The organism is Sinomonas terrae, from assembly GCF_022539255.1.
In the GTDB taxonomy this organism is placed as follows: domain Bacteria; phylum Actinomycetota; class Actinomycetes; order Actinomycetales; family Micrococcaceae; genus Sinomonas; species Sinomonas terrae.
This window is the reverse complement of the sequence record NZ_JAKZBV010000001.1, coordinates 819,500-833,622: the sequence shown is the minus strand read 5'-3', so window position 1 is coordinate 833,622 and position 14,123 is coordinate 819,500. Positions and strand designations below refer to the sequence as shown.

The window sequence follows — 14,123 nt, the reverse complement described above, 5'->3', positions numbered from 1 at the left end:
TGGGGCCGCGGCACGCATGCGGACGAGACGCACGCATGCGGGCGAGGCGCACGCCTGCGGACGAGACGCACGCATGCGGGCGAGGCGCACGCCTGCGGACGAGACGCACATGTGTAGGGAAGGGGCGAAGCAGGTCGGGGAGGAGGCGGCGGTGATCGGGGAAGGCGCCCCGCCGAAATGATCAGTGATCGGGGTCAGCGGGTGCGCCAGCGGAGGTCGGCTGTGCCGTAAAGCTCCGGTGGATGCGGGTACTCGAGCTGCTGGCCAGCCACTCGCAGCGGCGGCGGCACGAAGTCGAGCAAGCCGTACGCGCTCTGCGCTTGCCTGCGGGGGACCTCCAGGACCGCTGGAGCGTCCGGTGTTGGCCCTGCGGGTCGGGACTGCGTGGGTCGGGACTGTGCGGGACCGGACTGCAGGAGTTGCGCCGCCGTCGTCGCGAGTGAGAGGTGAGCCGAGCCCGTCACGCCGCGCTCCCCGGCCGCGAGGAGGGCCACGGCTGCGGCAGCCATCCCCATGCCCGTGGCGTGGTCAAGCGCCTGGACGGGCAGCACCCCAGGGCGCCACCCGCCGTCGTGCTCTGCGCCGTAGACCTGGGCGATCCCGCTCGTCGCCTGCACGATGCTGTCGAAGCCTCGAACGTCGGCCCATGGCCCCTCGCGGCCCCACGCGTTGAGGGAGACGACCACGAGGTGCGGGAAATCCGCCCGGAGCGAGAGCGGGTCGAGTCCGAAGCGCTCGAGACCGCTCGTCCGATACCCCAGGAACACGACGTCCGCGTCCCGCATGAGCTCACGGACTTGAGCGAGCTGTTCGGGGTCGCGCAGGTCCGCGAGCGCGCTGCGCTTCGCGAAGTCGGTGTCGATGTGCTGGTCCAGCAGCTCGGGCAGCTGCGGAGGGTCGATGCGGAGGACGTCGGCGCCGAGCGCACCGAGGAGCCGCGTTGCGCTCGGGCCCGCGATGACGCGGGTGAAGTCGAGGACACGCACGCCGGCGAGGGGCTGCTCGGCCGTGGCGAGCGGGACGGACTCGGACGCTGGGCGTGGAGCGCCGTCGTCGAGCGTGAAATCGATCCAGGGCCGGCTCGCGGCGGCCGAGCCCATCGGCGAGGCTTCCCAGTCCTCCGGGGAACGGACGGCCCCCGCCACCCCGCGCGCGGCCTGCACGTCCCGTTCGACCTCGAGGGCGGTCCGTTCGCGGAGGGCTGCGCAGAACCCCTCCGCGGTCGCAAGGCCGAGGGCGGCGAGCAGCCGCTCGGCGTGGTGCGGGTAGTTCGCGTGGACCCGGACCCAGCCGTCCCCCGTTTCGTGGAAGCCCGAAAGTGGGGCCCAGACGTCGGGCGGCGCGCCGTCGACACGGAGATGGCCGATCGAGCCGAACGATGCGGAGACAAGGGCGGACGACGTCGCTGGCCCGGATCCCGCCGGGGCGTCCCCGAGCCCACGCGCTGCAGAGAGCGCGCGGAGGGCCGCGATGAGGGCTCCGACCGAGCCGAGACCGAGCCCTTCGACGTCGAGCGGTCCTCCCCACCAGACGCGCGGCCCGCGCCACCAGCTCTCGGGCCACCAGCTCTCGTGCCCCAAATCACCGGGCTCGGGCACCTCGCCCAGCACTGGAGCGAGGAAGCGACCCAGAGTGAGCAGATCGGCATGATCCGTGGGAAAAGCATGACCCATGGGAAAAGACTGTCACCATCTGCCTGACCCATACACCTCTTGGCGTCTCAGGAGCACCATTGGGGGTAGAGGTCCAGCGGCAGGCAACGGCACGGGAGGCGTCAGCATGAAGCTCAAGCACCGGTCCCTCGCACTGGCAGCGGCCTTGTCGTCCGCGCTTCTGGGATTGTCCGGCTGTGGGAGCTCGCCGCCACCACCGAGCAACGCCTCCGCGAGCGGCTACGCGGCTGGGAATCTGGAGCCGCAAGCCTCGTCGCGGACGACGACGAGCCTCAAGACCGCGACGGTGGACGGCCGGAAGATCATCGTCGACGCCAACGGCACCCCGGTGTACATGTACACGCTCGACAATGCGGGCGAGTCGAAGAGCGTGTGCCTGGGCAGCTGCGCGCTGCTGTGGCCCGCCGTGGAGAGCGGCGCCCAGCCCCCACAGCTCCAAGGCATCACGGCGAAGGTGGGCAGTATGCCCGCGGCCGACGGCGGCAAGCAGGTCACGCTCAACGGCATGCCGATCTACTACTACGCCAAGGACAGCGGCGCCGGATCCGCCACAGGCCAGGGCGTCGCGGGCGTTTGGTACGTGGTCTCGCCCGACGGGTCCCTGATCTACGGAGGAGGAGGCCCCAGCAACACGGCCTCGCCGACTTCTTCACCCTCGAGCTGACACGGCAGAAGGCGAGCTGACTCGGCAGAAGGCGAGCTGACACGACGGAGGGCCGGGCACCCAGCCCGGCCCTCCGTCGTCGTCCGCGCCAAGGAGGCTTGGCCGGCCGACTTTTCACATGGCCGACTTTTCACATGGCCGACTGTTCACATGTTGTATTCGATCGCCCCGCCCTGATGCAGGCACAGGATGTTCCCATCCGGGTCCACGAACCACGAGGCACGCTCGTCGCCCGTAGCGAAGATGTGGTGTTCATCCGTCTTGAGGTCGGGAAGGTCGTAGTCCTCGAAGTGCACACCGTGCTGTTCGAGGTCCGTCATCGCCGTTTCGAGGTCATCGACTTCGAACGTGAGGGCGGTGTGGCCCGTGTGGACCGCGTCCGGGTCCACCATGAGGCCGAGGCAAGCGGAGCCGTCCAGGCCGAGGATCAACATCCCGGTCGGGTCCTTTCCGCGGACGGGGAGCCCGAGAGCTCCCCCGTAGAAGTCCTTGGCACGAGCCTCGTCGGCTACGGTCAGGATGGTGGTTGCGGGTCGTGTCGCCAGAGTCATGGCACACCTCCACGAGGGTGAACTGACGCCCCCAATTTTAAGCGGGCCACTCCTTCGCGACGAGGGTGAGCACGTCGTAGGTCGCGACGATCTCATCATCCTGATTCTCGATCACGGCATCCCAGCAGACCTCGCCGTATTCGTCCGTGACGCGCGGCGTGATCTGCTTCGCGGTGAGCGTGACGCGGATGGAATCGCCCGCGGGGATTGGGGTGAGGAAGCGCAGGTTCTCGAGGCCGTAGTTGGCGAGGACAGGCCCCGGCTCGGGAGAGACGAAGAGTCCTGCGGCCCAGCTCACGAGGAGGTATCCGTGGGCCACGATTCCCGGGAAGAACGGGTTTGCGGCTGCTGCCTTTTGGTTCGTATGCGCGTAAAATGTGTCGCCCGTCTCTTCGGCGAAGTGCGAGATGTCCTCGAGCGTCACCTGGCGCAGCTCGGAACGGACGGCGTCGCCGATCCGCAGCTCCGAAAGCGACTTGCGGAAGGGATGCGTTGCGGGATCAGCAGGGTCAGCGAGGTGGCGTTCGGCACCCTTGTGCCACACACCGGTCACGGCCGTGAGCATGTTGGGCGAGCCCTGGATCGCGGTGCGCTGCATGTGGTGCTTGACCGAGCGGATCCCGCCGAGCTCCTCGCCGCCGCCGGCGCGGCCCGGGCCACCGTGCACGAGGTGCGGGACCGGTGAGCCGTGCCCCGTCGAGGTCCGGGCGTCTTCGCGATTGAGCACGAGCACGCGGCCGTGGTGGGAAGCAATCCCGAGCGTGAGGGTCTGGGCTGTCTTGGGGTCATTCGTGCACACGGTCGCGACGAGGGAACCTGAGCCCAGGGCCGCGAGCTCGATGGCCTCCTCGATCGACTCGTAGCCCACCACGGAGGAGACCGGCCCGAACGCCTCAGTACCGTGCAGCGCCGCCGCGCGGACGTCGTTCCACGTGAGGACGACGGGGCCCATGAAGGCGCCGTCCGGCACGATCTTCCTGCCGCCGTCGGCCGTGACGACCTCGGGCGCGTCGAGCGAACCCCACGCGATCTGCGCGCCGGCTGCGACGAGGGATTCGACGGCGTCCCGCACGTCCTCGAGCTGGCCGACCGATGCGAGCGCCCCCATCGTCACGCCCTCGGCCCGAGGGTCCCCGAGGACCACCTTCTGGGTGACGCGCTCACCGATCGCTGCGACGATCGGTTCCACGAGTTCCTTCGGCACGATGGTGCGCCGGATCGCCGTGCACTTCTGGCCCGCCTTGACGGTCATCTCGGTGACGACGGAGCGGACGAACGCATCGAATTCCGGCGTGCCGGGCTCCGCGTCGGGCCCGAGGATCGCAGCGTTGAGCGAGTCCGTCTCGGACGTGAAGCGGACGCCTCCGTGAACCACGTTCGGGTGCGACTTGAGCAGATTCGCCGTCGACGCCGAGCCGGTGAACGAGACCATGTCGCGGTAGTCGAGCTCGTCGAGCAGGGTCCGCGCCGAGCCGGAGATCAGCTGGAGCGAGCCCGCGGGGAGGATGCCGGATTCGATCATGAGCCGAACGACGGCCTCGGTCACGTAGCCCGTGGGGGTGGCCGGCTTCACGATCGTGGGGACGCCCGCGACGAACGCGGGCGCGAACTTCTCGAGCATCCCCCAGACGGGGAAGTTGAAGGCGTTGATCTGGACCGCGACCCCCGGAATGCGCGAGTAGATGTGCTCGCCGACGAACGAGCCGTCACGGGAGAGCGTCTCCATGGGACCGTCCACGATCACGTGGCTGTTCGGGAGCTCGCGCCGGCCCTTCGAGCCGAACGTGAACAGGACGCCAATACCGCCGTCGACGTCGACCATCGAGTCGAGCTTGGTGGCGCCGGTCTTGTAGGAGAGTTCGTAGATCTCGTCGCGGTGGCCATTGAGGAACTGCGCGAGTTCCTTGAGCTTGAGCGCGCGCTCGTGGATGGTCAGCGCGCCGAGGCCCGCCTGCCCGACGCTGCGGCCATGGCGGACGACGGCGGCGAGGTCGAGCCCCTCGGTGCTCACCGCAGCGAGGAGCTCGCCCGTGCTCGCATCGCGGACTTCGGCCGGCTTGCCTGCCGCGCCAGTCTCGGGGGTCCACCAGGCGTCGAGGACATAGCTCGGGACGATCGTGGTCTGGACGGATTCTGCCGCGGCAGTGGTCATCGTCGACGTTTCCTTCCGATGCGGGACTCCTGGAAGCGGCCGGGCATCTGGCACTTTCGCACCAATTACTGACCGGCCGTTCGGTAATGGTTCCACAATACACGGAAGAGGCGTGCCTGGCACAGGCCGATATATTGCGACGATCGGCTTCTTCTGCCCAGAGCGGGATGAATCTACCATTGCGCGAGTCATGACTGATCGCCTTCCGGCGTCGGTCCGCCGGGCTGGGTGGTCGGGCGACAACGGTACGGCGCCTCATCGAAGGGAGCCTCACGTGAACGTGTCCCCGCGACCCTCACCATCCACCGCAGCCCGCCTCGCCCGCCCCATCGTCGCGCTGCTTGCAGCGCTCGGATTCATCACGGGCGTCGCCGCTCTGCCTGCGCAAGCCGGATCATCGCCGTCGTACGTCGGGCTCGGCGACTCGATCGCAGCCGGCACCGGCGGCAGCACGGTGACGAACGTCCTATGCCAGCAGACCACCGTGGCCTACCCCGTCCAGCTCGGCGGCACCGACCTCGGCTGCTTCGGGGCAATGACCTCAGACGTCGTCAATACGCAAGTCCCCCAGCTTCCGTCAAGCACGCGGAACGTCACGATTACGGTCGGCGCGAACGACGCCGGGGCAGGCGCCGCCGTTGTCAGCTGCTTCTTCGGCACAGCGACTCAGTGCGACCAGACCCTCTTGTACTCGACGACAGTCCTGATCCCGGAACTCCCGGCGAAGCTGTCCGCGACGATCGCCGCTGTACGGGCGAAGGATCCGACGGCCCGCATCACGCTCACGGGCTATCCGCTCCTGTTCACGGTCTCTGGCCTGCCTGCCGCCCAGCGGCAAGCCGCTGCGTCGGTCAACGCCGCAACGTTGCTTCTCAACGCAACGATCGCGACGACAGCATGGCGCAATGGGGCTGGGTACGCAGACGTCACCTTCCGTTTCCTGGGCCATGGGGTCGGCTCGCAGGACCCGTGGATCAACGGACCGATCCTCACGCCGACTGGGCTCGCGCCCGGCTCGTACCACCCGAACGACAGCGGCTACACGCACGGCTACGTCCCGGCGGTCGCGCCGTTCATTCAGCAAGGAGACAACTAGGGCCAGTCATAGGAGGCCTCAGCCGCGCAGCTTCTCCCTGACCAGCTCCAGCTCCGCGCGAGTGAGACCGTGCTCGAGGAGGTACTCCTCGGCGTCGATCCCCGCCCCGAACTCGGCGAGCGCCGCCTGGCGCTCGGCGAGGATCGGCTCGAGCTCCTCGGCCTCCTGATACCGCTCGTACGGGTGCTTGAACGGGCTGATCCGGTGCCATTCGTTGATGCTCCGGACGCTCGCCTCGTACTGCGCCGCGGCCGCCTCCTGGGCGACCGCAGGGTCGGCGAGCTGCAGCAGCAGGGTCACGATGATCCCCGTGCGGTCGCGGCCAGCGGAGCAGTGGACGACGACGCCGCCCGGCGCCTCCGCGATCGCCCGGAACACCGCGGCAATCTGTTCGGGGAAGAGCCGGACGACGCCCGCGTAGCCGTTCGGGTGGTTGAGGTACGGCGGGACCTGACGCGCGAAGAGGTCCGCGAGCTCGGGGTGCTCCGGGTCCTCGGTCGGGGCGTTCACGACCTCGATGCCAGCCAGCGCCTCGGCCGGGACCGCGGGATCGGTCTCCCTACGCCGCCGCTCGCCGGGGTTCCGCAGGTCGATCACCGTGCGGATGCCGTCGTCGTACATCTGCCGCCAGCCGCGCTCGGTGAGCCACTCGCTGCGTCCCATCCGGTAGACCGAGCCCAGCACGCGCCGGGCGTTCACGGCACCTTCCCATGCGACGGCGTCATCCATCCATCGACCCTACCCCGCCCCACCCGACGAGTGGCCACCTCCCGACCGACGAGTGGCCACTTCCCGCAAGAAGAGGGCCTCAGGCCCAGTCGTAGAAGCCCTTGCCGCTCTTGCGCCCCAGCTGCCCTTCCGCGACCTTGTCCCGGAGGATCTGCGGGGGCGCGAAGCGTTCGCCGAGGGTCTTGTGGAGGTATTCGGCGATGCCGAGGCGCACGTCGAGACCGACGATATCGGTGGTCTTGAGCGGGCCCACCGGGTGCCGGTAGCCGAGCACCATGGCGTTGTCGATGTCCTCGGCGCTTGCGACCCCCTCCTCAAGCATGCGCATCGCCTCGAGGGCGATCGCGACGCCGAGCCGCGACGAGGCGAAGCCCGGGGCGTCCTTGACGACGACGGCGGTCTTGCCCAGCGCCTCGACCCACCGGCGGGCGGCGGCGACCGTCTCGTCCGCGGTTCCCTCGGCGATGACGACCTCGATCAGGGTCGAGGCCGGGACCGGGTTGAAGAAGTGCAGGCCGAGGAACTGCCCGGGGCGTTTGAGGGAGACCGCGAGGTCGGTGACGGAGAGGGACGAGGTGTTGGTCGCGAGGAAGGCGTGCGGAGAGATCTGCTCCTCGACGGCGGCGAGGGCGGTGGCCTTGAGCGTGGGGTCCTCGGGGACGGCCTCGACGACGAGGTCGCAGAATGCGAAGTCGGCGTAGTCCACCGAGGTCGCGAAGTCCGCCAGGAGTGCCTCGGAGCTCGCGGCCACGGCACCGCGCTCGATCGAAACGGCCACCGATGCCTCGACGCGCTGCCGAGCGCCGCGGGCGGCCTCGGCGTCGCGCTCGACGACGACGACCTTGGACCCCTTGGTCAGGAACGCGTGGGCGATCCCGGCTCCCATTCGGCCCCCACCCAGGACTCCGACGGTCGCGGGCAGGCCCTCGGCCAACGGGACGGCCGGCGCGGTGTTCTCGCCGAGGGCTTCGTTGAGGGCGTCTTCGATGTTCATGGCTGCTTCTTCCCGTTCTTGTTCTTCTTCTCGAGGAATGCCTGCATGCGCTCGAACTTGGCCTCGGACTCGAACAGCATGCCCTGGGCCAGCGTGTCGATGAGCGGGTGGACCTCCCGCGGGGTGTGGAACACGGCCTTGGAGATCCGCACGGCCAGCGGGTCCTGCGCCGCGATCCGGTCCGCGAGCCTGTCCGCGGCCGCCTGCAGCTCGTCCGGCTCGACGAGCTCGGTGATCAGGCCGGCGTCGAGGCACTCCTGCCCGATCAGGACCCGCCCGGCGAGCAGTACCTCCTTGGCGAGGGCCTCCCCCACGAGCTCCCGCAGGCGCCACGTCGCGCCCGCCGCGGCCATGATGCCGAGGCCCGTCTCGGGGTTGCCCATCCGCAGGCTCGGGGTGCCGATGCGGAAATCCGCGGCGTACGCGAGCTCGGCCCCGCCGCCGAGCGCGTAGCCCTCGAGCGCGGCGATGACGGGCATGGGGAGCTTCGCGATGCGGTCGAAGACGGTCGAGTTGATCCCGGCGAGGGCGTCATCACGACGGCGCTCGCGCAGCTGGGCGATGTCCGCCCCCGAGGCGAAGATCCCCTTGGCCCCGGTCCCCGGGTCGGCGGGCGTGCCCGAGACGATCAGGACCTTTGGGTTCGCCTCGAGGTAGGCGCAGACTGCGTGGAGCTCCTCGACCATTGCCGCGTCGATCGCGTTGCGGACCTCGGGGCGGTGCAGCCGCACGTGCAGCCGGTCCTCGCGGTCCTCCACCTGCAGGGTCGTGAATCCGGACGCGTCCAGGCCCATCAGACCCCCTCCACGACCAGCGCGGTGCCCTGCCCCACGCCCACGCACATCGTGGCCAGACCCAGCTTCCGGCCCGCCCCGGAGAGCTCGCGCTCCATCCGGCCCAGCAGGGTCACCACGAGTCGGGAACCGGAGGAGCCCAGCGGGTGCCCTAGGGCGATCGCGCCGCCGTCGGCGTTGACGATCTCCTCGTCGAGCTTGAGTTCGCGCATCACGGCCAGCGACTGGGACGCGAAGGCCTCGTTCAGCTCGACGGCGCCGAGGTCGCCAACCGAGAGGCCGGTCCGCTCGAGCACCTTCCGGCTCGCCGGGACGGGCCCCATGCCCATGATCTCCGGCGCGACTCCGGCGGAGGCCCCGTCGACGATCCGCGCCCGGGGCGCGAGGCCGAAGCGCTCCACCGCGGCCTCCGAGGCCACCACGATCGCGGAGGCGCCGTCGTTCAGGCTCGAGGCGTTCCCCGCCGTCACGACCGAGCCGCCCTTCACGACCGGGCGCAGCTTCGCGAGGACCTCCATGCTCGTCCCGGGCCGCGGGCCCTCGTCGGTGTCGACGACGGTCTGCGCGCCTTTTCGCCCGGTGACCGTCACAGGCACGATCTCCGGGGCCAGACGGCCGGCCTCGATCGCCGCGAGCGCCCGCTCATGCGAGCGCACCGCGAATGCGTCGCAGTCCTCGCGCGAGGTCTCGAACACCCGAGCAACCTCCTCGGCCGTCTCCGGCATCGAGTACGTCGCCTTTCCGTCCCGGGCGAGCTCCCCCGAGAGGAACGCCGGGTTCGTGAACCGCCACCCGATCGAGGTGTCGAACACTGCCCCGGGCTTCGCGAACGCCGCCGCCGGCTTCTCCATGACCCACGGCGCACGGCTCATCGACTCGACCCCGCCCGCGAGCACCAAATCCGCCGCGCCAGCCTTGACCATGTGCGAGGCCATGATGATCGCCGAGAGGCCCGACGCGCACAGCCGGTTCACCGTGATCCCCGGGACGCTGTCCGGGTAGCCGGCCAGCAGCCACGCCATCCGGGCCACGTTCCGGTTCTCCTCGCCCGCCCCGTTCGCGTTGCCCAGGATCACCTCGTCCACCGCTTCGGGGTCGATCCCGGCCCGCTCGACGGCAGCCTTCACCGTCAGCGCCGCGAGATCGTCCGGACGGACCGAGGAAAGGGAGCCGCCGTACCGGCCCACCGGAGTCCGCGCGCCGCCGATCAGAAAGGCCTCAGCCATGAGCACATCCTTGAATTGAATTTCCGACCGGCTTGAATTGAATTACCGACCGTTCGTTCTATAAAGATTACCCGCGACGCCCACAGGGTCAACCCGTGACGCCGGAACGCTCTCGGCTGCCCGCTCGTTCCACCGGCAAATGCGCACTGTACATTCGATGCCCCCTGCACGACGCCGGCCCGGAAATCCGGCGCCGGCGCGCCGTTTCGGGCGGTTCACGGGAACGGACGCCCTCGCCGTCGTCCTCTATGCCTTCCTCCCCCTCGCCGCGGCCTTCCTGCCGCTCGAGGACATCGCGTGGCTCCGGGAGAACCCGGTCGCCGGTTCCTATCTCCTCAACCTCGCGGTGTACGGGGTGGTCTTCATCGTCGCCGTGGTCGCGGCCCACGCCTACGTATCCCGCGATGTGCGGATCCTCGCGTCGCGGCCGTGGTTCACCATCGGGATCCTGCCGCTCATGCTCGTCGCGATGCTCGTCGTGACGGCGATCGTCGTGAGCCTCGCGGGGGGCGCCCAGATCTCGCAGAACCAGGAGAGCGTCCAGACCGTCGTGGAAGGCGTTCCCTGGTGGTTCACTGTGCCGCTGCTTGTGATCCTCGGCCCGTTCGTCGAAGAGTTCATCTTCCGGCACCTCATGATCGGCAAGCTGAGCCTCTACCTCAACCGGTGGGTCTGCTACGTCCTCTCGACCGTCCTGTTCGCCTCGCTGCATGTCCTGAGCAGCTCCGCGTTCACCCTGCAGACCCTCGCCCCGTACCTGGGGCTCGGGGTTGTGCTCGTGTTCGCGTACGCCTGGACCGGGAACAATCTCGCCTTCAGCATCTCGCTCCACGGCCTCAAGAACCTGCTCTCAGTGGTGCTGCTGTACTCGCTGAACCTCTCCGCGCTCCAGTCGTAGCTCGGCACCTCCCAGCCGATCGAACCAGCGCAGCAGCGCCGGGTCATGGCTCGTGACAACGAGCGTCCCCCGGTACCGCTCGAGCGCCTCCTCGAGCTCCCCGACGAGGAGCGGCGCGAGGTGATTGCTCGGCTCGTCGAGGAGCAGCAGCTCCGGCTGGACGGACAGCAACCGGGCGAGGGCCAGGCGGCGGTACTGGCCCGCGGAGAGCGAACCGACAGGCACGAAGAAGTCCTCGACCCGGAAAAGCCCCAAGTGCAGGAGCCGCTCGGCGTGCTCGTCGAGGTCGCCCACGAGGCCGGCGGCGTAGGCCGCGAGCAGGCGGGCGTGCGGGTCCGCCGGCTTGGCGAGTTCCTGCGGGAGGAGGCCGACGACGGCGGCCGGAGACCCGTCGTCGTCCGCCCCTTCCCCGCGACGCACCACGGCGACGCCCTCGAACCGCTGACGCCCCGCAAGGACCCCGAGAAGCGTCGTCTTCCCGGAGCCGTTGGGGCCCGTCACCGCCAACCGGCCGCCAGAGGGCAACTCGACGTCGACAGCGCGAAGCCGCCCCGGAACGGAGGCCCCGCGGAGCGCCACGGACGCGCCTCGATCCACCGCGAAGGCCGCCGCGAGGTGCAGCGGCCGCGGAGGCGGCATGACCGGGTCGGACTCGAGCCGCCGCAGCCGCTCCCGAGCCGAGCGGACTTGGCTCTCGACGGCCGCACTCACGCGCTGCCCGAAGTAGTTGAACCCCGACTTGTCCTTATCCGTCATGCGCCCGTAGGCGACGCGCCCCGCGACAGACGCCGCCTTCGTCCGCTCGCGTTCCTTCGCCGCGACCCACTCGGCGTACTCGAGCTCCCACGCTCTGCGCTCGCGGAGCTTCTCCGCGCGGTAGCCCGCGTAGCCCTCGCCGTAGCGGCGGACTGAGCGGCGGTCGGCGTCCACCTCGAGGATGGCGCGTGCGAAACGTCCGAGGAACTCGCGGTCGTGCGAGACGGCCACCACAATCCCCGGACGGGTCGCAAGCTCGGCCTCGAGCCACGCGACCGCGTCGGCGTCGAGGTGGTTCGTCGGCTCGTCGAGGAGCAGAATCGGCGCCGGATCCGCGAGGGCGGCCGCCAGTGCGGCGCGCTCCGCTTCTCCGCCGGAAAGGCTCCCGAGTGCCCGGTCGGTGGCACCCCGCGCGAGGTGGCCCACGCCGAGCCGCTCGAACGCCGTCCGGACGCGGACGCCCGCCGCTGACCCGCCGTCGTCCTCGTCTCCGGACGCCTCGGCTCTGGCGAGCAGTTCTGCGATCGTGGCCGCGCCGTCGGCGGTCTGCGCGAGCCGTGACACGCGCCCATGGATGGCGACGGCACCGGCGTCCGGGCGTTCCTCGCCCGCCAGGAGCCGCAGGAGAGTCGACTTTCCGGCCCCGTTCTCGCCGACGACGGCGATCCGCTCGCCGTCCGCAATGACGAGGTCGACGCCGTCGAGCAGGAGACGGTCGCCGTAGCCGTGGGAGACGCCGGACATGGTGATGTGCACGGCGCCCGAATGATGATGTGAGCCGGAATGATGTGGGCCGGAATGACGATGTGGGTCCGAATGATGTGGCTGGGAAATAGGTCGCATGAGGCCTCGCTTCGGCGGTCTTGGAGCACACGTGTGCCACTGCACAGGCGTGGAGAGGGAAGCGATCAGCGGACCATGCGTTCAAGCGTGGGGCGCGCGGTTCGGGGTGTCAAGCGCCATAGGCCGCCGCCAAGCGCCCTGAGCCAGAAGGAACGGCATGCTCCCTTCCCGGCGGAAGGCTCGGAGCCTAGCTTTGACCCATGGCATATCGGATCCAGATGGTGGTGGACGCCCATGACCCGCACGCCCAGGCCGAATGGTGGGCCGAGACGCTCGGCTGGGCGCTCGAACCGAGCAACGAAGACTTCATCCGCCGCATGATCGCGGAAGGCTACGCGACGGAGGACGAGACGACGACGCGGAACGGCGTCCTCGTCTGGGCGAGTGCTCAGGCGATCGCCCCGGAGGACGAACTCGACAGCCGTGACCGCCGGCGGATCCTCTTCCAGGCAGTGCCCGAGGGGAAGACCTCGAAGAACCGAGTTCATTGGGATGTCCGGCTCGACGGCGATGACAAGGACGCCGTCCGCGCGAAGCTCGAGGCGCGAGGGGCTACGTTCCTGTGGGAGGCCGCCGAGGGGCGGCATTCCTGGTACACCATGGCGGATCCCGAGGGGAACGAGTTCTGCATCTCGTGATCCGATCTCCTGATTCCGTGCAGACCTGTACCCGAGTCGCCTAGCGCGGTGCGGATCTGTACCCGAGTCGGCCAGGACAGTGCAGATCTGTACCCGAGACTGGGCCGGGAACGAGCAGCCCTGGCGGCGCGGCTAGACTTTCAGGCGTGACTGCCTCCGCCGCGCCTGCCCTGCCCGAGCGAGTCTCCGACGTCTTCGACCCGACCAGATGGCGCGTCGTCGAGGGCTTCGATTTCGAGGACCTCACATATCATCGGCAAGTCGAGCGGGATTCGGCCGGCGAGATAACCCGGGACCTCCCGACAGTCCGGATCGCATTCAACCGCCCCGAGGTGCGCAACGCCTTCCGCCCCGGTACCGTCGACGAGCTCTACCGCGCGATGGACCACGCTCGCATGACCCCCGACGTCGCAACCGTCCTCCTCACTGGCAACGGCCCCTCCCCCAAGGACGGCGGCCATGCGTTCTGCTCGGGCGGGGACCAGCGCATCCGCGGGCGCGAGGGCTACAAGTACGCGACCGGCCAGACGGCCGAGACCATTGACCCCGCCCGCGCAGGCCGACTCCACATCCTCGAGGTCCAGCGCCTCATGCGCACGATGCCCAAGGTGATCATCGCCGTCGTCAACGGCTGGGCCGCCGGGGGCGGCCACTCGCTGCACGTCGTCGCAGACCTGACGATCGCCTCCCGCGAGCACGGCCGCTTCAAGCAGACCGACGCAACGGTCGGCTCGTTCGACGCCGGGTACGGCTCGGCGCTGCTGGCTCGCCAGATCGGCCAGAAGCGCGCGCGGGAGATCTTCTTCCTCGCCCGCGAATACTCGGCGGAGGACATGGTCGGGATGGGCGCAGTCAACGAGGCGGTCGAGCACGGCCGCCTCGAAGAAGTCGCCCTCGAATACGCTGAGGACATCGCCCGCCAGTCCCCGCAGGCCATCCGCATGCTCAAGTTCGCGTTCAACCTCGCCGACGACGGCCTCGCCGGCCAGCAGGTCTTCGCGGGCGAAGCCACGCGGCTCGCGTACATGACGGATGAGGCCGTCGAGGGCCGTGACGCTTTCCTCCAGAAGCGTGACCCTGACTGGTCCGCCTTCCCCTACTACTTCTGA

General features: G+C 69.4%; 13 protein-coding genes. 5 read left to right on the top strand and 8 right to left on the bottom strand.

Annotation, left to right across the window (positions count from 1 at the left end; all coding sequences use genetic code 11):
* Positions 1–194: 194 nt before the first annotated feature.
* Positions 195–1,673 (bottom strand): CoA transferase, encoded by a 1,479-nt coding sequence (locus L0M17_RS03855; protein WP_241051405.1) that lies wholly within the window; start codon positions 1,671–1,673, stop codon positions 195–197.
* 106 nt (positions 1,674–1,779) lie between these two features.
* Between L0M17_RS03855 and L0M17_RS03850 the strand changes: the two genes are divergently transcribed.
* Positions 1,780–2,337 (top strand): COG4315 family predicted lipoprotein, encoded by a 558-nt coding sequence (locus L0M17_RS03850; protein WP_241051403.1) that lies wholly within the window; start codon positions 1,780–1,782, stop codon positions 2,335–2,337.
* 146 nt (positions 2,338–2,483) lie between these two features.
* Here the strand turns inward: L0M17_RS03850 and L0M17_RS03845 are convergent, their stop codons facing one another.
* Together L0M17_RS03845 and paaZ are read right to left on the bottom strand one after the other, a co-directional pair.
* Positions 2,484–2,888 (bottom strand): VOC family protein, encoded by a 405-nt coding sequence (locus L0M17_RS03845; protein WP_241051396.1) that lies wholly within the window; start codon positions 2,886–2,888, stop codon positions 2,484–2,486.
* Between the two features lie 37 nt (positions 2,889–2,925).
* Positions 2,926–5,040, bottom strand: a complete 2,115-nt coding sequence (paaZ, locus tag L0M17_RS03840; RefSeq protein ID WP_241051394.1) for a phenylacetic acid degradation bifunctional protein PaaZ — start codon at positions 5,038–5,040, stop codon at positions 2,926–2,928.
* 274 nt (positions 5,041–5,314) lie between these two features.
* On the opposite strand from paaZ, the gene L0M17_RS03835 reads away from it, so the two are divergent.
* Positions 5,315–6,136: a GDSL-type esterase/lipase family protein gene (locus tag L0M17_RS03835; protein WP_241051392.1), complete on the top strand. Its 822-nt coding sequence runs from the start codon at positions 5,315–5,317 to the stop codon at positions 6,134–6,136.
* An 18-nt stretch (positions 6,137–6,154) separates the two neighbouring features.
* Here L0M17_RS03835 and L0M17_RS03830 read toward each other — a convergent pair whose 3' ends face one another.
* The 4 genes from L0M17_RS03830 to L0M17_RS03815 all read right to left on the bottom strand — a co-directional run bounded on the left by L0M17_RS03830 (position 6,155) and on the right by L0M17_RS03815 (position 9,879).
* A complete protein-coding gene (locus L0M17_RS03830) occupies positions 6,155–6,865 on the bottom strand; it encodes a tyrosine-protein phosphatase (protein WP_241051390.1) in 711 nt (236 codons plus the stop codon).
* A 79-nt stretch (positions 6,866–6,944) separates the two neighbouring features.
* Entirely contained in the window at positions 6,945–7,859 is a 915-nt protein-coding gene (locus L0M17_RS03825; protein ID WP_255731714.1) for a 3-hydroxyacyl-CoA dehydrogenase family protein, read from the bottom strand.
* The gene (locus L0M17_RS03820) at positions 7,856–8,653 is read right to left on the bottom strand and encodes an enoyl-CoA hydratase/isomerase family protein (RefSeq protein ID WP_241051388.1); all 798 of its coding nucleotides are present in this window, start codon (positions 8,651–8,653) and stop codon (positions 7,856–7,858) included. The genes L0M17_RS03825 and L0M17_RS03820 overlap by 4 nt, the downstream gene beginning before the upstream one ends.
* On the bottom strand, positions 8,653–9,879 hold the full coding sequence (locus tag L0M17_RS03815) for an acetyl-CoA C-acyltransferase (protein ID WP_241051386.1): 1,227 nt from the start codon (positions 9,877–9,879) through the stop codon (positions 8,653–8,655). The genes L0M17_RS03820 and L0M17_RS03815 overlap by 1 nt, the downstream gene beginning before the upstream one ends.
* Before the next feature lie 157 nt (positions 9,880–10,036).
* Between L0M17_RS03815 and L0M17_RS03810 the strand changes: the two genes are divergently transcribed.
* Positions 10,037–10,777, top strand: coding sequence for a CPBP family intramembrane glutamic endopeptidase (locus L0M17_RS03810; protein WP_241051384.1), 741 nt, complete (start codon positions 10,037–10,039; stop codon positions 10,775–10,777).
* On the opposite strand, the gene L0M17_RS22515 is transcribed toward L0M17_RS03810, so the two are convergent.
* The gene (locus L0M17_RS22515; protein WP_308196804.1) at positions 10,730–12,289 is read right to left on the bottom strand and encodes an ATP-binding cassette domain-containing protein; all 1,560 of its coding nucleotides are present in this window, start codon (positions 12,287–12,289) and stop codon (positions 10,730–10,732) included. The genes L0M17_RS03810 and L0M17_RS22515 overlap by 48 nt on opposite strands.
* A 287-nt stretch (positions 12,290–12,576) precedes the next feature.
* Between L0M17_RS22515 and L0M17_RS03795 the strand changes: the two genes are divergently transcribed.
* Together L0M17_RS03795 and L0M17_RS03790 are read left to right on the top strand one after the other, a co-directional pair.
* Complete coding sequence (locus tag L0M17_RS03795; protein WP_241051382.1) at positions 12,577–13,014, top strand: VOC family protein; 438 nt, start codon at positions 12,577–12,579, stop codon at positions 13,012–13,014.
* 146 nt (positions 13,015–13,160) lie between these two features.
* The gene (locus L0M17_RS03790; RefSeq protein ID WP_241051380.1) at positions 13,161–14,123 is read left to right on the top strand and encodes a 1,4-dihydroxy-2-naphthoyl-CoA synthase; all 963 of its coding nucleotides are present in this window, start codon (positions 13,161–13,163) and stop codon (positions 14,121–14,123) included.

Excerpts from the sequence above, each read along its gene's own strand:
- L0M17_RS03855 (WP_241051405.1), bottom strand. The coding sequence starts at position 1,673 with ATGGGTCATGCTTTTCCCACGGATCATGCCGATCTGCTCACTCTGGGT.
- L0M17_RS03850 (WP_241051403.1), top strand. The coding sequence starts at position 1,780 with ATGAAGCTCAAGCACCGGTCCCTCGCACTGGCAGCGGCCTTGTCGTCC.
- L0M17_RS03845 (WP_241051396.1), bottom strand. The coding sequence starts at position 2,888 with ATGACTCTGGCGACACGACCCGCAACCACCATCCTGACCGTAGCCGAC.
- paaZ (WP_241051394.1), bottom strand. The coding sequence starts at position 5,040 with ATGACCACTGCCGCGGCAGAATCCGTCCAGACCACGATCGTCCCGAGC.
- L0M17_RS03830 (WP_241051390.1), bottom strand. The coding sequence starts at position 6,865 with ATGGATGACGCCGTCGCATGGGAAGGTGCCGTGAACGCCCGGCGCGTG.
- L0M17_RS03825 (WP_255731714.1), bottom strand. The coding sequence starts at position 7,859 with ATGAACATCGAAGACGCCCTCAACGAAGCCCTCGGCGAGAACACCGCG.
- L0M17_RS03820 (WP_241051388.1), bottom strand. The coding sequence starts at position 8,653 with ATGGGCCTGGACGCGTCCGGATTCACGACCCTGCAGGTGGAGGACCGC.
- L0M17_RS03815 (WP_241051386.1), bottom strand. The coding sequence starts at position 9,879 with ATGGCTGAGGCCTTTCTGATCGGCGGCGCGCGGACTCCGGTGGGCCGG.
- L0M17_RS03810 (WP_241051384.1), top strand. The coding sequence starts at position 10,037 with ATGCCCCCTGCACGACGCCGGCCCGGAAATCCGGCGCCGGCGCGCCGT.
- L0M17_RS03795 (WP_241051382.1), top strand. The coding sequence starts at position 12,577 with ATGGCATATCGGATCCAGATGGTGGTGGACGCCCATGACCCGCACGCC.